This window comes from Paramagnetospirillum magnetotacticum MS-1, from assembly GCF_000829825.1.
GTDB lineage: Bacteria > Pseudomonadota > Alphaproteobacteria > Rhodospirillales > Magnetospirillaceae > Phaeospirillum > Phaeospirillum magnetotacticum.
The window spans coordinates 1-18,308 of record NZ_JXSL01000009.1; the positions used below are offsets into that span (position 1 = coordinate 1).

General features: G+C 56.6%; 19 protein-coding genes and 1 pseudogene. 12 read left to right on the top strand and 8 right to left on the bottom strand.

The features are described from left to right. From CCC_RS21470 to CCC_RS00425, 4 genes and pseudogenes are all read right to left on the bottom strand, one after another. Positions 1–690: pseudogene (locus CCC_RS21470) on the bottom strand (transposase); the annotation flags it as partial. A 102-nt stretch (positions 691–792) separates the two neighbouring features. Further along, positions 793–984 (bottom strand): hypothetical protein, encoded by a 192-nt coding sequence (locus CCC_RS21935; protein ID WP_152619648.1) that lies wholly within the window; start codon positions 982–984, stop codon positions 793–795. Positions 985–1,510: 526 nt separating this feature from the next. Further along, the gene (locus CCC_RS21940; protein WP_152619649.1) at positions 1,511–2,116 is read right to left on the bottom strand and encodes a hypothetical protein; all 606 of its coding nucleotides are present in this window, start codon (positions 2,114–2,116) and stop codon (positions 1,511–1,513) included. Positions 2,117–2,459: 343 nt separating this feature from the next. Next, on the bottom strand, positions 2,460–2,930 hold the full coding sequence (locus CCC_RS00425) for a bacteriohemerythrin (protein ID WP_041039163.1): 471 nt from the start codon (positions 2,928–2,930) through the stop codon (positions 2,460–2,462). Positions 2,931–3,070: 140 nt separating this feature from the next. On the opposite strand from CCC_RS00425, the gene CCC_RS00430 reads away from it, so the two are divergent. The 5 genes from CCC_RS00430 (at position 3,071) to CCC_RS00450 (ending at position 8,702) form a co-directional block, all read left to right on the top strand. Beyond that, positions 3,071–3,586, top strand: coding sequence for a PAS domain-containing protein (locus tag CCC_RS00430; RefSeq protein ID WP_041039166.1), 516 nt, complete (start codon positions 3,071–3,073; stop codon positions 3,584–3,586). Then, a complete protein-coding gene (locus tag CCC_RS00435) occupies positions 3,561–5,252 on the top strand; it encodes a methyl-accepting chemotaxis protein (protein ID WP_052472840.1) in 1,692 nt (563 codons plus the stop codon). The genes CCC_RS00430 and CCC_RS00435 overlap by 26 nt, the downstream gene beginning before the upstream one ends. Before the next feature lie 44 nt (positions 5,253–5,296). Next, entirely contained in the window at positions 5,297–6,061 is a 765-nt protein-coding gene (locus CCC_RS00440; RefSeq protein WP_082036434.1) for a protein phosphatase CheZ, read from the top strand. A 97-nt stretch (positions 6,062–6,158) separates the two neighbouring features. After that, entirely contained in the window at positions 6,159–7,262 is a 1,104-nt protein-coding gene (locus CCC_RS00445; protein WP_041039170.1) for a response regulator, read from the top strand. A gap of 309 nt (positions 7,263–7,571) precedes the next feature. After that, entirely contained in the window at positions 7,572–8,702 is a 1,131-nt protein-coding gene (locus tag CCC_RS00450) for a site-specific integrase (protein ID WP_201773268.1), read from the top strand. A 4-nt stretch (positions 8,703–8,706) separates the two neighbouring features. Here CCC_RS00450 and CCC_RS00455 read toward each other — a convergent pair whose 3' ends face one another. Further along, positions 8,707–8,919: a hypothetical protein gene (locus CCC_RS00455; RefSeq protein WP_041039172.1), complete on the bottom strand. Its 213-nt coding sequence runs from the start codon at positions 8,917–8,919 to the stop codon at positions 8,707–8,709. Between the two features lie 280 nt (positions 8,920–9,199). On the opposite strand from CCC_RS00455, the gene CCC_RS00460 reads away from it, so the two are divergent. After that, positions 9,200–9,676 carry a hypothetical protein gene (locus CCC_RS00460; RefSeq protein ID WP_041039174.1) on the top strand — a complete coding sequence of 159 codons (477 nt, stop codon included), beginning with the start codon at positions 9,200–9,202 and terminating at the stop codon, positions 9,674–9,676. Positions 9,677–9,678: 2 nt separating this feature from the next. Beyond that, complete coding sequence (locus tag CCC_RS00465) at positions 9,679–10,533, top strand: hypothetical protein (protein ID WP_041039176.1); 855 nt, start codon at positions 9,679–9,681, stop codon at positions 10,531–10,533. Between the two features lie 173 nt (positions 10,534–10,706). Here the strand turns inward: CCC_RS00465 and CCC_RS21945 are convergent, their stop codons facing one another. Together CCC_RS21945 and CCC_RS21950 are read right to left on the bottom strand one after the other, a co-directional pair. Continuing rightward, positions 10,707–10,898, bottom strand: a complete 192-nt coding sequence (locus CCC_RS21945; protein ID WP_152619650.1) for a hypothetical protein — start codon at positions 10,896–10,898, stop codon at positions 10,707–10,709. Positions 10,899–11,559: 661 nt separating this feature from the next. Further along, positions 11,560–12,171 (bottom strand): hypothetical protein, encoded by a 612-nt coding sequence (locus CCC_RS21950; RefSeq protein WP_152619651.1) that lies wholly within the window; start codon positions 12,169–12,171, stop codon positions 11,560–11,562. A 746-nt stretch (positions 12,172–12,917) separates the two neighbouring features. Here CCC_RS21950 and CCC_RS00470 point away from each other — a divergent pair. From CCC_RS00470 to CCC_RS00480, 3 genes are all read left to right on the top strand, one after another. Next, the gene (locus CCC_RS00470) at positions 12,918–13,619 is read left to right on the top strand and encodes an SEL1-like repeat protein (protein ID WP_041039178.1); all 702 of its coding nucleotides are present in this window, start codon (positions 12,918–12,920) and stop codon (positions 13,617–13,619) included. Positions 13,620–13,635: 16 nt separating this feature from the next. Continuing rightward, the gene (locus tag CCC_RS00475) at positions 13,636–14,136 is read left to right on the top strand and encodes a hypothetical protein (protein ID WP_009867573.1); all 501 of its coding nucleotides are present in this window, start codon (positions 13,636–13,638) and stop codon (positions 14,134–14,136) included. A gap of 137 nt (positions 14,137–14,273) precedes the next feature. Further along, a complete protein-coding gene (locus CCC_RS00480; RefSeq protein ID WP_041039181.1) occupies positions 14,274–14,759 on the top strand; it encodes a hypothetical protein in 486 nt (161 codons plus the stop codon). Here the strand turns inward: CCC_RS00480 and CCC_RS00485 are convergent. Further along, the gene (locus CCC_RS00485) at positions 14,756–15,580 is read right to left on the bottom strand and encodes a YihY family inner membrane protein (RefSeq protein ID WP_041039183.1); all 825 of its coding nucleotides are present in this window, start codon (positions 15,578–15,580) and stop codon (positions 14,756–14,758) included. The two genes, CCC_RS00480 and CCC_RS00485, sit on opposite strands and share 4 nt — an antisense overlap. A gap of 337 nt (positions 15,581–15,917) precedes the next feature. Between CCC_RS00485 and CCC_RS00490 the strand changes: the two genes are divergently transcribed. Further along, positions 15,918–17,195, top strand: coding sequence for a M48 family metallopeptidase (locus tag CCC_RS00490; protein ID WP_041039185.1), 1,278 nt, complete (start codon positions 15,918–15,920; stop codon positions 17,193–17,195). Then, positions 17,192–18,265, top strand: coding sequence for a hypothetical protein (locus CCC_RS00495; RefSeq protein WP_152619652.1), 1,074 nt, complete (start codon positions 17,192–17,194; stop codon positions 18,263–18,265). Before CCC_RS00490 ends, CCC_RS00495 begins: the two co-directional genes overlap by 4 nt. The last annotated feature ends 43 nt before the right edge of the window (positions 18,266–18,308 follow it).

Consider the following 18,308-nt stretch of genomic DNA (forward strand, 5'->3'; position numbering starts at 1 on the left):
CGAGCACGTTGAGCAGCCTGAAGGCCCTCCCGTCCTCCAGCCGGTCAGCCATGAAATCCATGGACCACACCTGGTTGGGGACATCGGGCACCGTCAGTTCCTCGGGCTTGTCGCGCTTGAGCCGCTTGCGGGGTTTGATGCGCAGGTTCAATTCCAACTCCCGATAGATCCGGTAGACCCGCTTGTGGTTCCAGCCATGGCCCCGGACGTTGCGCAGGTACAAGAAGCACAGCCCGAAGCCCCACGTCCTGCGGGACGTTGTCAGTCCGACCAACAGATCGGCGATCTCCTCGTTCTCGGGGCGGAGCTTGGGACTGTAGCGATAGCACGTCTCGCTCAGCCCGAAGGTCCGGCATGCCAAAGCAATGCTGATGCCCCGTCGCGCCACCGCTGTCTCGGCCATCTCCCGGCGCTGGGATGGCCGGCTCATTTTTTTCCCAGGGCCTCACGCAGCAGCTCGTTTTGCAGGCTGAGCTCGGCGAACATCTTCTTCAGCCGCCGGTTCTCATCCTCAAGGCCCTTCATCTCCGAGATCATGGACGCGTCCATGCCTCCGTACTTGGCCCGCCATTTGTAAAAGGTCGCGCTGCTCATCTGGTGCTCGCGGCACAGGTTCAGCACCGGAATGCCGTCCTCCGCCTGGCGCAGGATCGCCATGATCTGGGCATCCGTAAATCGGCTCTTCTTCATTCGAATCTCCTCGTTCCGTGAACCGAGAAAATTCTACGTTCCGATCCCTCTATTTCCAGGGGGGATTACCGTAGCGTTACGTATCCTACGGAGTGTAGCTTTTCAATGATTACGGCGCCATGCTGCCACCGGCTTCGCCGGTGTTGCGGCGCCGTTGAGTTCTGTTTCATTTTTATCTTTGCTCGCGGTGTTGAGATCTATGCGGTGTGGATTGGGAATGCTTTCAAGATTGTGATGGTAGATGCCGCGGTACGCGCAGCGCGCTTCGCGCTCTTCGCTCTCGCGGTGTGTCAAAGACCAACATCAGCGATGGCGGTTGCCGCATCGGAAGATCCAATACCTTCCGTTCCGGTCTTCATGGCCATACCCGTTCAGCGGATTGCGCGCCAAACCTCGCCAGAGAGTCACTGGCTGGCGTTTGCGGGGCGTCCGCTACCCATGTAGCGGTGGGCGGGAAAGTGACTCCTAATCGCGTTAAAACGGCTCGGACTAAAACCCGCATTCAGACACCCTATATGGCGCTGGTGACGTTCACGATGACGGCGGCGGTCTGAGGTGGGCTTTGGCTCGATAGTCGGTCATGGAAAGGATGATGAGGTCGTCAACGTGATCGATATCCACCTATTGCCAGATGATAGGGAGAAATTGAGTCTCATCCATCGCAAAATGGTTTTGAAAACCACTCTTGTAGACGCAATGCGCTTTTGATGAAGATGATTTGGTCATCAAGACTCAAAATGAAGCCAGATTAGATGTTTGATTTTGCCGTAAGGCATTTTAAAGCATTCAAAACATCGAAGACGTCATCATAAGACGGCTTTTACGCCGTAAAGTCGCTCATTGAGCATTCGTGAAGCGCTAAAAATTCATCTAGAGCAATGATTATTTCCGGCTCAAGATGTGTTGATCGAGATATTGCCCTTCCAATACTCGTGTCTAACACATTTGAAACGCCCAGCGCACGCATCAACGGCGCAGTTTTTAACGCACCACCTTTTTTGACGTAACCTTTTGCGTTCATCATAGCGATGATGCGTTTTTTTCCGTCGATGGTTAGCTTTCCATCAGATGTGGAAACAGACGGCTTTGGTGTTATGGCTGATGCTGGAGACGGCGGCGGAGCCACAGATCGACCACCAGATGAATGAGATGGTGCGGAAGTGGTTGGAGGCGGCAAGGGTACGATGGTCATCCCAAACTCGGCTTCCAGAAATACCCGAAAGCCATCTCGCTCGACGGCATCAGCTTTGCGCCACTCACGTTTCAGCGCATCGAGGCGGTTCGGTAGTTGTATTAACCCGGCAGCGGCACATGCGGCACGCACGCTCGTATACGTCCCTGCGATCAGATCGGCATAGAAGGAGGGCTGGTCGCGTTCTAGGCGACCGCGCCAATATGCTGCATCACGTTTCTTGGGCTTGGGCATAAGCGCAGGATAGATGCATCAATCCATCGATGGCAATGCCAGACTCGTGTCGGGCGTCTGTGAACTTCCCACTTCTTCACCCTTTCTTCCCCGCCTGCGCATGAAACGGTGAAGTTATCTCGGTTGGAATGTGATGGATTGATGTATCAACCTGAACCACAACACCGCCCTTCCCAGCCAGGGCGTCGCCAGAGACGATCCGACCACCGGCAGCAAGGGTGACAGCAGATGATATCCAAACTGCATTGTCGTTCTGCCAGTAAAGATCATCGATTATAAATTCGATATTCGGCTAACGGAAAAAGAACCGCAAGCAGATGGCATCAATACGATCAGATCGGTATTATCCTACTGCTTCCATTGCCAGGAAAGCGAGAGGGCGAGGATCAACGGCGAAATCTCGAATCCACCGTTTATACTGCATGTCCTCATTGAGAATGTGATGAGTAAGCCATTGGATGACGAGGTTGGGAAGGTCGTCCGCCGCTGACTTGGTACCACTTTGATACGTTTCGGAAATTGCCCTCACCCTGGCTTGAAACTTGCGGTGTTTATGGTGATGTTCCGCCAGCTGCGAATAGCCGACCGCCTTCAGCGCCTTTTCCTCGCGAAGGAAATGCCCATCTACATACTCTTCTAGGATCATGAGAGTGCTGGTGATGATCATTCCCTGGTCCTGCTTCGCTGAAAGCGAATCGTAAAGCAGCCGAGCAATGTCAAAAAATGCCTTGTGGTCGGAGTCCAGCGTGTCATTGCCCACTGACATTTCAGGGGTCCACTGGGGAATCGCTGCTGAAGCGGTATCGGTACCCATACGCCCACACCTAACGTGGTTTCTTGACATGGGGCACCGCCGAGCCGTCAGGTTGTGGCAAACCATCCGTCCGTGATATGACCAATGTCAAGAAAGCAGCAAATGCCCTTAGAACGGGTTTGTCAAGGAAGGCTAACTGCATGGCCAGCGGCATTAGCGGAAGTGAGCGCAGCTTCCGCGACAATGAGATCATCGTCAGCAAGACGGATCTTCAGGGGCGAATGACCTATTGTAATGACGTTTTTATTCGCATCTCAGGATACGCGGAAGCCGAGTTGATCGGAAAACCACATAACATGATCCGGCATCCGGCTATGCCCCGATGCGTGTTCAAGCTGCTATGGGACACCATCTCCCAGGGCAAGGAACTGTTCGCCTACGTGGTCAATCGCTGTAAGAACGGCGACTACTACTGGGTTTACGCTCATGTGACGGGCGATCTTGACGACAGCGGCAACATGGTCGGCTACCACTCCAATCGTCGATCTCCAGATCGCAAAGCCATCGACGTCATTGAGCCGTTGTATGCCCGACTTCTGGAAGAAGAAGGGCGGCATGCCGACCGAAAGGCTGGGATCGAGGCGGCGACCAATCTGCTGCTGACCATTCTCGCTGAGAAGGGAGTGAGCTATGAGCAGTTTGTCTTCAGCCTCTAAGGCGCTGGCCGCAGTCGTCATCGCATTGGTGCTGATGGTGGTAGCGACGATCTGGGACATGTCAAGAGGAGCCTCAGGCATTACTGCCGTGGTGCTGGCGGCATCCGTGATATTGATGCTGGCAGCGATGTGGCTGCGGCGGACCAATGCCAGCCTGAGCAAAGGTGTTGCGGTTCTGAGCCAAGCCGCTGAAGGCCGTCTCAGGGTTCGGGTGTTAGGCATCCGTGGCCATGGCACGATCGGCGAGCTGCTTCGCAACATAAATCGCTTGTTGGATCAGACCGAGGCTTTCGCGAAGGAAGCGGATGCGGCAATGCACGCCGCCGCCGAAGGCCGCTTTTACCGCAACATCGTCGGCAAGGGCTTGCGAGGAGAGTTCATTCGCTACTCTCAAGACGTGAATACTACGCTGGGAGTCATGGGCGAAAGCAATTCGAAGCTGGGAATGTTCACCAGCCGCATGCTCAAAGACGCAGTGTCAATCTCGATGACCATCAACGAAGGTGCCATTGCTAACGCCAGTATCATCACCGGCATTCACAGCGCCCGTGACGAGGCGCAGGGCATGGCTGCTGCAACCGAAGAATTGGTGTCCAGCATCCAGGAAATTAGCCACCAAAGTGAAGGTGTTGCTGGGCTGTCCACTGAAGCCCACTCGGTTACCGAGGCTGGGCGGCAGGTCGTTTCGGAAGCCATGGTAGAATTCGCCACGATTGAAGCCGTTGTTCGCGAAGCCGCCCATAAGGTTGCTGATTTGGCTAAGGCGTCAGAAGCCATTGGAGACATCCTGTCTTCCATTGAGGATATCGCGGCCCAGACCAACCTTCTCGCCTTGAACGCCACCATTGAGGCGGCCAGGGCTGGTGAAGCAGGAAAAGGCTTTGCTGTCGTAGCCAATGAGGTCAAGAACCTCGCCAATCAGACGGCACGGGCTACCCTCGACATTGGGGAGCGCATCAACACCCTTCGCCAGGAAATGGCAGGGATCGTCACCACGATGAGCCAAGGTACTGAAGCTATCGCCACTGGCAGGCATTCAATGGAGACCATGGATCGCCGTATGGGCGAGATCAGCGATCTCGTCAGCAATACGACGGAGCGTATGGCAGAGGTATCGCACATCCTGTCACAGCAAGCCGCTGCCGCTAATGAAATCTCCAGTGGCATCCAAAAGGTGGCGTATTTGGGCCAGCAGAATGCGCAAGCCATCGAAAAAAGCACGAATGCCCTTTCAGGCGTTGAGGCAGAGATCGGCTCGCTGTTGACCCTGCTTAATGATCAAGAGATTCCCAACAAGATCATCACAATCGCCAAGGCTGATCACGTTATCTGGAAAAAGCGTCTGGTCGATATGGTCATCGGCAAGATCACGCTGAAGGCGGAAGAGCTTTCCAGCGAACAGACCTGCCGGCTTGGAAAATGGTATTTCGGCCCAGGTTCGATGCCGTTCCGACATCATCCCGCCTTCGTTGAATTAGAAGGCTGTCACCGAGATGTTCATCAGACCGGCATGTCCGTGGTAAAGGCATTCAATGGCGGAAATGCGGAAGAAGCCATCCGCCTCATAGGCGAGGTTGGGGGCGCTTCCGAACGCGTGATTGCGTGTCTCGACCGCTTGATCAACGAACCTGCCCGGATAAGCAGTGGGGTCACAGGAAGGTTCTGAAGCAGACCTCCGTTTTGATTCGACAGTTTCTAAGAGGGTCTCTGATGGTTCCTCCTCATCTGCCAGCCACTTCCCGGCCCATGTATTCGGCTGAGCGCCAAATGCACGAGCGGAGAGCAAAGGCGAAGCCTGAGGCAACGCTCGATGCCTTGGTTGCAATGATCACCGACATGCGGGGAGAAATTTCATCGCTTCGCAGCAACGTTGCGGCCCTCAAGCAACCTAGCGTGGCGACCAATCCCCTCGTCGGGGAGCCTGTCACTGATAGCAGTGACGATGCGGCGGTGGTTCTTCTCAAGGCGGAATTACACGGCCTCGCGAAATGCATTGCAGAAACCAAGTTAGAGATTGCCGCCATCCGGCCTTCAGGGCCTGCGGGTAGTGACGACCACATAACCATCGTTGCCAACGAATTGGATGCTGTGGTTGCCGCGACCGAGGACGCCACCCAGTCCATTCTCGATTCGGTTGAGGCAGTGGATACCATGGCGCAGGAACTGCGATCCCACGTGTCCAACGCCTATGCAGGCGGTATCCTCAACGACATTTCGGAAAAGATGACGGCGATATTGGAAGCCTGCAATTTCCAAGACATCACGGGCCAGCGAATCACCAAGGTGGTCAATACCCTCAAATATGTCGAGCAGCGCGTTAACGCCATGATCGCCATCTGGGGTGAAGAGGCTGCCGCTAATGATACATCTTCGCCAAAGGAAGACCTTCGCGAAGGCGACGCTCGGCTTTTAAACGGACCACAACTCGATGGCATCGGAATTAGTCAGAACGACATCGACGCGATGTTCGGCTAGCCGCTGCTGCGAGGGCATAAATGGGTAGAATGTGGCACTTAGACTAATACCCCCCCCCAATCAGCATGAAGCTGTCCCTCAATTTGGCTGACCACAAATGCTATCACCTACCAGACAAGTCGCCCTGATCGCCGTCATAGATGCCAATGCGGGCTTTCGAACCCAAGTTGCGCAAGTTCTGGTGTCGCTTTATCGGGTTAATGAATATCCGGATGCTGAGCGCGCGCTACATGGTTTGCGCGCTGCTCCGCCGGAATTGATTTTGGTGGACGAACAGATAGCGCCCAGAGGTGGTTGTGATTTGATCACCCAAGTGAGGCGCGAACCGGCGCTGGCTGCTATCCCTGTCGTGATTACCTCGAAGCGTGAACCATCTGTAATCTCCGAGACATTGCGTCAATGTGGGGCCGATGGCTACCTAGCCAAGCCGTTCCGGCGCAGTTCTCTGATCAATCTCGTCACTTCTATGATCAACAAGCAGGTGGAAGCCAACTGGGAGAACCTGCCGGTAAGGGCAAGGACAGCACTCAAGGGCACTGTAGAGGTCTTTAACAATATCTCCGATTTCATCGCAGCAGGTGAGCCGGTACCGTTCGAGTCTGTCAAGGACGCCTGCGGTCCGTTGATCGATGCCGTCGCTAACAACGACTTCAGGGGCATCCTGAGCGGTGTTCGTGAGCACGACAACTACTCCTACGCTCACTCTATGCGGGTGGCGACATTGTTGTCATTATTCGGTCATACCCTTGGCCTGCCACAGGCGGACCAATTGGTGCTGGCTAGCGGCGGCTTGCTGCATGATACAGGCAAGATCTCCATCCCGCATGAGGTGCTGAACAAGCCGGGACGCCTCACGGAAGAGGAGTTCTCGGTAATGAAATCCCACGTCACCGAGACTATTAAGTTTCTGGACCTCGCCCAAGACATTCCCAAGCCTGTGATCGTTATCGGTGCCCAGCATCATGAGAAGATTGACGGCACTGGCTATCCATTCGGTCTCAAGGGGGCCCAGCTTAATGATCTGGCTCGCATGGCATCTATCGTTGATGTGTTCAGCGCGCTTACCGACCGCCGAGTCTATAAGCCGCCCATGGCGGCGGAGGTTGCTCTGGGCATCATGACTGATCAGATGTCACGCCATCTAGACCAGAACTTTGTCACTCTGTTTAAGACCATGCTGCTTGATGCCGTGGTGGATTAGACTGGGACGGGTTTCGGAGGACGCCTCTACCACATCATTTGAGCAATTGGCGATGACGTCCCCGCCACACCCCTGGCACATCGGCGCAACCGGCTCGATTCGAACCAGCAGCCGATGCCGGAGGAGGGCGTTGCTCCGACCCGCAACTCCCCCCTTCCCACCGCTGCCGCCTTGCGCTATAACCCTCGCCTCTCGTTCACCCGAGACCCGCGCAGCCGTAGCTCAGCTGGATAGAGCGCTGCCCTCCGAAAGTAAAAGCCTAAGACATCGTCAGGAACAAGCCAATCATAAGCCTGGCTTAGCGCCGATGTGTTCCAAGCCATCCGCATTTTAGTCTCAAAGTGTGCCAGCGGCACGATCCAGGCACACCCACATGGACTTTTCCTTCACTTCCTGATCGCGGCGTCCAAGAATCAGTCATCGACAACCTCAACGATGGTGATGACGATGGCGACGATCAGGAAACTCCGGGGTAGGTGGCAGGCGATGGTGCGGCGGAAGGGCACCGCGCCGAGGTCCAAATCCTTCGACAAGAAGACCGATGCCGAGAAGTGGGCGCGTGATCTGGAAGCCGAGGTTGATCGGTGCGGGTTCCTTCCCGACACCAAGCTCGCCGAGGATACCACTCTCGCCGACATCATGACCCGGTATCGCGAAGAGGTGACGCCCAGGAAGCGTGGTGCCAAGATCGAGGTGTTCCGGATCAATGCCATGCTGCGTCATGACATCATGCATCGGACCTTGGCGCTTCTTTCCAGTTCTGACATTGCCGCCTATCGTGATGAGCGTCTCCAGTCCGTTGGTCCGGCGGCGGTGGTCAGGGAGATCGCCACCATCAGCCAAGCCATCGACACCGCCATGAAGGACTGGAACATCTATCTGGTTCGCAATCCCGCCAAGCTTGTTCGTCGCCCAAGCCTTCCCCGTGGTCGTGACCGCCGTCTGGAAGGTGATGAGGAGCAGCGGATTCTTGCTGCCTGCGACCGTGGTCGAATCCGTTGGCTCAAGCCCATGGTGGTGCTGGCGGTGGAAACCAGCATGCGCCGTGGAGAGATGCTATCGCTCCGGTGGTCCGACATTGATCTTGATCGTCGGGTTGCCCACCTGTCCATGACCAAGAATGGATCGAGCCGCGACGTGCCGCTGTCAACCAGGGCGGTGGAGACGCTATCGGGGTTGATGCAACAACCTGATCGTGATCCAGAGAAGGTCTTTATGGTGTCCGAGAACGCCGTCCGTCTCGCATGGGATCGCCTGCGGAACCGCATCGGTCTGGAGAACATCAACTTCCATGACCTGCGTCATGAAGGCGTGTCTCGGTTGTTCGAGAAGGGGCTGGATGTGATGGAGGTGTCTGCCATCAGCGGTCACAAGACCCTGACCATGTTGAAGCGGTACACCCATCTGCGGGCCGAGGACTTGGCACTGCGGTTGGGTTGATGCATCAACCTGTCTGGATTAGAACCTCGTCGATCTTGGTGAACCCGCTGCCGACGCCCAACTGAGACGCGTGGACCGTCACCGAGCCATAACCATCGATCTTGGTCAGCCGCACCATGGTTCCAGATTTCGGGACGTCGATGATGCTGTCCACCGACCAAACCGTCCGGCTCCGACCATCGCTCTGATAAAGGTCGCCAAGGGCAACAGCTTTCATGACCCACTCCCTTCCCTTGGGGCCGCTTCATTGCACACTGAGGGCGGTGTGATCAAGTGACGGATTGAAACTAAAGTTATAGGGCCGGACTGGGCAACGCCGCCTATCGCTCACACTCGTGCTGCTATAGCTGGGGCAGATCGAAGTCCTAGAAAATCCAGCACTTGCTGGCCCGGATGGCGGCTGATCCGCGACCATTTTCAGCACATCCTTGTAGAGCGGCTTGACTCTGGGTCGGAATCGAGTCATCAAATGCACGTGCATTGCAAACGGAGATCGCATGGCACGCCGCCCACATCAAAGCGGACTTACCATTGACGCCGTGCGCGCCAGACAGCTTCGCCTGATGGCGGAACGTGAAGGTGTCACCGTGTCCGATTGGCTGGACCAGATCATCGTTCGGGAGTGGTCTGATACCGGCTGTTTTGGTCTTCCTGGTTTCAAGGTCATACGCGCCATAGGGCCGGACAATGAAACGCCAGTCGTAATGGTCAGCATCGACCGACCTGACAACCAGGCTGTTCGGCTCCAGTTAGCCATGCAAGACGCCGACACACTATCCATCGCGATGGGGCAGGGCTGCGCAGGGGACGCAAGAACCATCACGGGTGATGACATCACCTACCGACGCAAAGGAAACGGCTTCGTCCTGAGCCTGATCACCAGCATCGAAACCATCAAACACCCATTTCATCCGTCAGTGGCGCGTGATCTTGCGCGTCAGATCGCTGATACCATCACGCCGAAGAAGGTTTGACCATGTTTGACGATCCAATCCCTCTGACCGAAAGCCATTCAATCAGCTCGCCGTCCAAGCCACTGACGAAGAAGCCATCGACCTACGTTCTACCAGAACCAAAAGCCGCAGACCTTTCAAAGCGCCCAACAGACATGATCCTCGACGGCATGCGTCGTATAGCGAATGACATGGACTGTAACCGCCATGATCGTGCAGTATTCGATGGTCTCCGCGGTAAGTATTTTGCACTGGCAATGGAGCTAAATTCACGCCGAGAGATCGCGCCAATATACCGACCCCGGATAAAAGTTGTCCACCCGAAGTCTCCGGAATGGTCAGAAATAGATGGGCATTTCGCGATTGATCTTCAGGTGCTTGATCTGGATTGGCTTGGAAACCAGAACTTTTCCTCGGATCGCTGCTCTAAAAACGTGCAGCCGATCTTTGCTGACGGATTCGACTTAGAGAAGGCGGCCGACTTCGCAACTGCGGAATGGGGATTCGATAAGAAGATCACCGCACTCGGCCTGGAGCTAGATGAAGTTTGGGACCTTGCCATGCTGCGCCCTGCCAAGGTGCGTTCAGCACTGGTCGAGTGGCGAAAGGAAGCCAAGCGTTTCGGGCAATGGCTGGGTAGGCATCGAACACCTCAGATCCAGAAGCAGGCGGCCGAGTGGGAGCAGCTTTGGTTGGCTCGCAAGGTCGCCGCCATGCGCTATACCGGATTGACCGTCGCTGACGACATCAAGGTCAGTCCGACCGATATCGCCAGAGAGTTCATGAAAATGACGGGGCAGCGGCTTGATCCTGACACAGTTTCCAGGCGTATTGTTCGTCTCCTGAAAGCCAAGAAGGACATGCCGCGGAAAGCCTGAATGCCGCATGGCAAACCGCTGGGTTGACCGCACGATGACCCGCACGGCAAACCGCACGGTACTATTGATCAAAGCATTGAAATTTCAGGCTTATTACGCCGCAGCTGTCGCCGTAGTATATTGTAGTATCTGTAGTGCATTGTAGCGTTACGTATCCTACGGAGTGTAGCTTTTCAATGATTACGGCGCCATGCTGCCACCGGCTTCGCCGGTGTTGCGGCGCCGTTGAGTTCTGTTTCATTTTTATCTTTGCTCGCGGTGTTGAGATCTATGCGGTGTGGATTGGGAATGCTTTCAAGATTGTGATGGCAGATGCCGCGGTACGCGCAGCGCGCTTCGCGCTCTTCGCTCTCGCGGTGTGTCAAAGACCAGCATCAGCGATGGCGGGTGTCACGTCGGGAAACCCAAAACCTTCCGTTCCGGTCTTCATGACCATACCCGTTCAGCGGATTGCGCGCCAAACCTCACCAGAGAGTCACTGGCTGGCGTTTGATGGGTGTCTGCTACCAGTGTAGCGGCGGACATGAAGATGACTCCTAATCGCATTAAAACGGCTTGCGCAGAATCCCGCATTGAGGAGCCCTGTATGGGGCTGGTGACGTTCACGATGACGGCGGCGGTCTGAGGTGGGCTTTGGTTCGATAGTCGGCCACGGAAAGGATGATGAGGTCGTCAACGGGATCGATATCGACCTATTGCCAGATGATAGGGAGAAATTGAGCCTCATCTATCGCAAACTGGTTTTGAAAACCACTCTTGTATGAACAATGCTCTGTTGATGAAGATGTTTTGGTCATCAAGGCTAAAATTGATGCCCTAATAGGGTTTTGATTTTGCTAGAAAGCCATTTAAAGCAATCAAACCACCCACGATGTCATCTTAAAGCGGCATTTTACGCTGTCAAAGGGCTCACTGATCGATGGGCGATGCCTTGAATTCACTTTAACGCAAATTCAGCGTCTATTAGATCAAGATTTTTCTGATTTATTGTGTTGAAATTCAATGATCGGAAGTGATGTCTAATTATCATTCGTGAAGCGCCAACCAGCCCTCAAGTGCGGCGATAAGTGTAGCTTTGACTCTGGTGCCACGCGCAAAGGCGTTGCCGAGGCTGGCATTCAATGGCTTGAAGCCAAGCTCAAGCATCAGCGGACCAGGCTTCCAATGTCCTGGTTCACCATGCCCCATCCGCTTCATGACGGTTTGAAGACGCGCCTTGCCGCTTGCTGTTAACTTTCGGTCAGTGCCAGCGATTGGTGCGCCAGGACGTGGAGCTGCGATTGGTGACGGTGCTATCGGCGGCTTTGGCGTAACAGATGGGGCGGTTGGAGCCGCTGGTGGGGTAGGTGGCGGCGATGTCGATGATGATGGAGCGCCAATTGCACGAGACGGTGACAGCGGCGCTGCAACCGTGATGCCTGCAAATGCCAGAAACTCGTCTCGCTCGACGGCATCAGCTTTGCGCCACTCACGTTTCAGCGCATCGAGGCGGTTGGGTAGATGTATCAACCCGGCAGCGGCACATGCGGCACGAACGCTCGTATGCTTCCCTGCGATCAGGTCGGCATAGAAGGTAGGCTTTTCGCGTTCTAGGCGACCACGCCAATATGCTGCATTACGTTTCTTGGGCTTGGCCATGAGCGCAGAATAGATGCATCAACCCATCAATGGCAAGGCCAGACTGGAGCGGGGGCGTCTGTGAACTTCCCACTTCTTCACCCTTTCTTCCCCGCCTGCGCATGAAACGGTGAAGTTATCTCGGTCGGAATACGATGGATTGATGCATCAACCCGCCCACACTACCTCCATTCCCATCCTGGACGTCGCCAGAGACGATCCGATCACCGGCAGCAGCGGTGGCAGCAGATGATATCCAAAACCTGCCACGGGTCTCGGGAGTGGGATGGCGCATCTCATGTGGTGTCGCATGGGACGCGGCAAAATTTAAACTGAACGGCGGTTGTCGGAGGTAGGGCGGTCATCCACCGCGCCGGGGCCAACCGGCTCTACCTGACCCAACCCGGTCGTTGACGTCCACTACAGCTGCCTATCGCAGGTGCAAACTTTCGTATGTAAATGTTCTGTCTCTTCTTGTAACCTCGCCACGATCTAGAACGACTCCAACAGGGTATTCTTCGTATGTCGCGCTGGATGCCTCAAGCATCGTTCGCCTTGGCATTTCTATGCTCTTGGTATAGTTTTGGGTGGCCATAGTATGGCTATGGCGTGGGGGCTGTCAGCCCAAGGACAAGTGGGCCGCCGCTTTCGAGGAGGCCGCCGCCAAGGTCACTCATTACTATCGCAAGACCGACTAACCGGTCTGGAGGACTCATTCCTTGCGGCGTCAGCGGCCTCAGCCCCCTTTACAAGGGAATCGGTGAAATATGGAGCCAAACAGCCCCTCTCCCCTGCGCAGTGCTTCATCCGGCGGCCTGACCCTCATAGGATTTGTCCTGTTTCTGGTGGGAGGTGCCTGGGCCATCAGCCTATATGGCAAGCTGGGCACTCATCCGTCGGACGACATGTACACGATGGTGTTCATGATCATCTTCGCCTTGCCAATGACACTGGTTGGCTTCTTGATGGCCTGGGCCGGGCAAGCGCTGGCGGGGCCTAGCGGGGCGATCCCTATGAAACGGGTCATGATCGGGGTCATGGCCTTGGCGGTGCTGTACGTTCTATGGGACCAGCACATGCAGCAAAGCGAACGGGATGCGGCTTGGCTTTCCTACGAACAGGAGATCAAGCGGTTAACAGAGATGGCGCAACAGGGCGACGGTGACGCCCAATGCCGTCTTGGCCATCAACAGAGGTCAATCGAATGGTTCGCCAAGGCAGCGCTGCAAGGCAAACCCTGCGCCACTGAATTGCAGAGAATTTATGAGGAACGGGGAACCGACGCCAATCTTGACTGGGCGACGAAGTATCGCTGGTACCTGATCTCTCAAATGGCGGGTAACAGCAAATTAGAGAAGGACGTGCATTGGCTGAAAACCGAGATGGTTTCCCCTGCAGTGGCCGCCGAGGAAGAAGCTCGAGCGCGAGAATGGTGTGCCCAGCCCGGCTATTGTCTCCCCCCGAAATAAGCGCCTGAGTGGGCAAATGAACTACGAACTGGTCTTCGACATCCATAACGCGGATAGGGGCGTCTACACGCTGGCCATCACCTTCGCAGCTATCGCCAGCCTGGCCCTGGTCCTACGGAGCGGTATACGCATCTGCGTGAAGAAGAACGTCGCGGAGTGGCGGGCAATCCTCCTCGCCGTCACCTCGGGGGGAGTGGTGGCGGCCCTGGCCGCCGCCTTCATCAGCTACACCGACCGCCAGGAAACGCTGGCCCTGATTGAGGCGTTCGAGGCCGGGCAAGCCAAGGTCTCGGAAGGCCCCATTGCCAATCTCTCCTTGCCCTTCCGGCCGGCCAACGGGCGGACGGGTTGGATGAGCGGCAACTTCGAGGTTGCCGGAACCCGGGTCCGATACGGTCACCTTTCGCCCATCGACTTGGCAGGTATTGCAGAGGGACAGAAAGTGCGGGTCACGAGTATAGATGTAGACATTGTGCGGCTGGAGCGTCTGACTGAATTCGGCCACTCCGGCCAATAGCCCCGGCAGAAGCACCACAGTCAGCGGCAGCGTAACAACCGACCATCCCTCCTTGGCACTGACCACCTCTCTTCGACTTTTGGCCTATCATCCCGCATTATCGTCTAAAATTTAAAGTGATGTCTCGGGAGGCTCTTGTGTATGCGGTGGTATATGATTTGCGCACAGCCCAGGTTGGCGTATTCGACGCGCCGATCGGCTTTTCGCTTCTGGCGGCTATGTTATTGGTTGCATGGGGTGTGTTATGGCCACTCAGGGCGAGGATCCACGAAAACATCTGTAAGTCTCTTCCACCGGTGGCGCTTGGGTTCTGCTTATGGGCTGCTGGTTTAGCTGTGCTGAGATATTTTGAGCGTGCCGAAGCACTGGCTCTGGCCGATGCCTATGACGCTGGCAAGGGAACTGTACTCGAAGGGGTGGTCTCCAAGATTGATGCCCCGCGAGAAACGCGCGTAGGCAATGCAAGGGACTGGGTTTCCGGATCATTCAGGCTTGATGGCCGCCTCGTCCTCTACCCGCATGGCATGAATATCGAAGCTGCGATCATCGATGGGGATCGTGTCCGGGTCCACTTTATTGACGATGTGATTGTAAGATTTGAGAAATCAATAAATACCGACTAGTCAATTCGATTAGCAATCTCTCCTGCGCTCAACTCAGCAGCCAAGGTCGCCGAGAGTATTATAATTACCCACAACACGAGCAGCCACATCTGTAGAAGCGGAATTATGGCCATGGCGCCATAGATCAGGTTCGGCAGGACGGGCAGCGAGATGTATTTGATGAAGGCGAATTGCGCCAAAGAATAAACTGTACATCCGACGACTGATCCGACCAGGCAGGCGGTAACCGATGTTCCCCTGGGTGAGCATATGACGAGAATCAGGAAGAAGGCCCCGAAGGCAATTCCGTAGGATTGCCATGATGCCGATATGGCTCCGAGATCGACGCCGTATCTCTCCAGGATCATGGCGGCGCCCCACCCCACCCCGGCGATTGCGATCGGCCCCGAAGTCAAGAAAGCGATCAGTTCGAAGATCCTTTCCGCAACCGACGATCGCGGGAAAGACCCGAAAATCCGGCTGAATGTCGAACGGATCTCAAACATCAGAAATGCACTGGAACTCATCAGGGAACATATCCCGATGATCGACAGGGAGCTTGCATTGGCGATGAATTCATCGATGTGAGACTCCAGAACGCCCCCAATCCCCGGAAGGAATGTTCTGATTATCAAGCCCTTGAGATGGGATGCGTATGCGATGAATTCGGGGAAACTGGAAAAAATCACGAGACTGACCGCCGCTACCGGCACCATTGAAAGCATACTGGCAAAGGCCAGTGAACTGGCCCTCACCAGGACTTCATCCGTCGAGAATCGCCGGATCGACCGGCTGAGGGCGGTAGGCAAATTTCTGACAGTATCGCTCAAGACGTTTTTCATGGCGCGGCCATCCGGCTATCCCGAGGCGATAACTTATACGCGAGTACGGTAACGCAAGCATCTTTCCCGTCATCCCGTCCCTATTCGATCAAGCCCAATTGACTCTCCGATAAGCATCATGTTCCATCAAATTTCTGATCGTCCTTATGGGATATGGACGATTTGGTGGGTTTGGGCCTTGGCTTCGGGGGGAGCTATGAACGCAGTGCCGAAATGGCTGTTGCCGGGGGTTGTCTTGGCGGCCTTGGCGCTTTTGCTTGTCAGCGGGCTTGAGAAAGAGCAGCGCGCCGAGGGCGGGGCAGAGGGTGCCCTGATAAAGGACAGGTGGCGCCTTCGCATGACCAGCGCCCAAGTGGCCAATGAAGTCTCCGCCTATGGCTATGTCCAGCGGCTTCGGGAATACCATTCCCGCGGCGCTCTCGACAGCGATGCCTATATGACCGAGTTGGTCGGCTCGGTAGCCGAACCGCTGATCGTCGCCGCCAAGGATCTGTACCCACAGACCACCGATTGGAACTGGGAATGGCATTTGGCCGATACCGGCGAAATCAACGCGTATTGCATGCCCGGCGGCCGGATCATTGTGCTGTCGGGCTTGCTGTCGGATCAGGTGCTGGGCGACGACCGCGACATGCTTGCCACCATCCTGGCGCATGAAGTCTCCCACGCCATCTTGCAACACACCCGTGAATCCATGGGGCGCGGCTGGCTGGCCCAGGGGCTGGCCTGGACCATGGCCAAGAGTCTCAAAATCGGTGCGCTGCGCGAGCAGGAGATGGTCAAGGATTTGAAGTTGGCGTTCCTCGACCCGAAAAGTCGTATCCTTGAGGCCGAGGCCGATGTGCTTGGCCTGGAACTGATGTCCCGCGCCGGATTTGATTCGGCCAAGGCGGTCGCCACTTGGGAGCATATGGCGGAGGGCACGCACTCCAACGTCCAGGACGTTATGACTCAGCGCGCCATGGCTTTCCTGTCGGATCATCCTTCCGACCGGGACCGGCTGGCCCGTATGAAGGCATTGCAGCCCAAGGCGGCACCGCTGGCAGCCAAGGGAAAACATTGGGACTGGGCGGTCCAGGGCATATCGGACCAGCAGGCCGATATCCTGGACAAGGTCGCGGGCGCCTTCGGTCTGGGGGCAAGCCGATTTTCCATTACCGAACGCCAAGAGATTGCCAAACGGGTGGCCCAGGTCGAGGGCATTCATCCTCGGCAGGCCGCAGAGGAACTGGACAAGGCCCTGTGGGAAACCGGCCTGTCCCAGGGCGGCGCCATCCAGATGGGACTGACGGCCATGGTTCGCGGCGTCGGCGGATGGGAAAGGCTGGAACGCATCTGCGCGGCCTGGGCCAAGTCGAACCCGTCGCACGCCCTGTACCAGGATCCTGCCCAGGCCACCCGACTCAATCTTTCCGACACTGATCGCAGCCTGGCCTTGAGCGGTATGAAGCGGGTGGAAGCCTACCTGAATTCTGACAGGTTTATTGTGCGGCTGTGGCGCGACGTAGCCAGCGAGATCGGCAAGACCCGGCCCAAGGCCGCCGAAGCCATCCGGGATTGGCTCCAGTCCGGCATGGGCAATCCGGCGTCCAACGGCGGGAGGGCCGGACAATGACAGGAATTGCCATACCGATTTCCGCCAGCAGCGTTTGGTTCCAACAAGCCTGGACCTTGTGGCGCCGCAATCCGATGTTCTTCATCGGCGCCGCCCTCCTGATCCTGGCGCTTCGCTGGAGCCTCGACCTTGTCCAACTGGGCGGAGCATCCGCCGCCTTCATCTTCTTGTCCTATCTGACCGACGCCTTGGTCTTCGCCGTCATTTGGACGGCTGTGACCCAGACGGATGGAGAGGCCGGGCTCCTTGACGGCTGGCGTCTTCTGGCTGGCCGACGCCTCAAGGTGATCAAGGCGGGGATATGGGGCCTGCCCAGCGCGGCGGTCAGCTATCTGCTCCTGTCCCTGGGTGCCACCCTGTTCCAGGCGGTCAGCGTGGCGCTCGGCGCCCGCATCGGCGGCTGGTTGATGCTGGGGTGGATTTTCATGGTGGGCTGGCTGTGCTGCGCCTTGCTGTTCGTCGCCCTGTTCGCCTGCATCGAAACCGCCAGGGGCGAGGACGGGCTTTGGAAGGCTGGCATCAAGGGGATGAGGGGAGCCTATCTGGGATGGCGTCCTTTGCTGGCGATCTGGACTGCGTTCGTCTGCGCCGCCACCCTATGCGCGGCGCTGGGAGCGGGCGTTCTGGGGCATATCAGCATGACTACGCTCGACGATGCGGGGCGTGAGGTGCTGGCATATTGGATCAACTGGCCTGCCCTATTCCTGGCGGTGATGGCGCTGCTGGCCCTGCTGGTGCCAATCGGAACCGATGTTCTCGTCAGTGACAGGAGCAACGCGGGGGGCGAGACCGAGTTGGCCGCATTCGGCGAGGCGGTGGCCGTGCGGCTGGGGCAAGGGCTAAAGGCGCTGGCGGCAGCGGTGATCCTGAGCGGATTGTTGGTCATCAATGTGGGAATTGCCTCCAGCCTGACAGCAGCACTGGCGCTCTGGCTGACCGGGCGAGCGCTGGCGGCGTCGGCTCCGGCCTGGGGCAAAGCCGAGGCTGGACCATGGGCTCGCTGGAAATGGCTCGTGTTCCCTGGACTACCGCTGCTGCTGCTTTGGCTTGGGGCGACCCAGATTTCGTGACGGAGAAGCGCGTGAAACATACCGTGAGGAGACTATAGCCGTG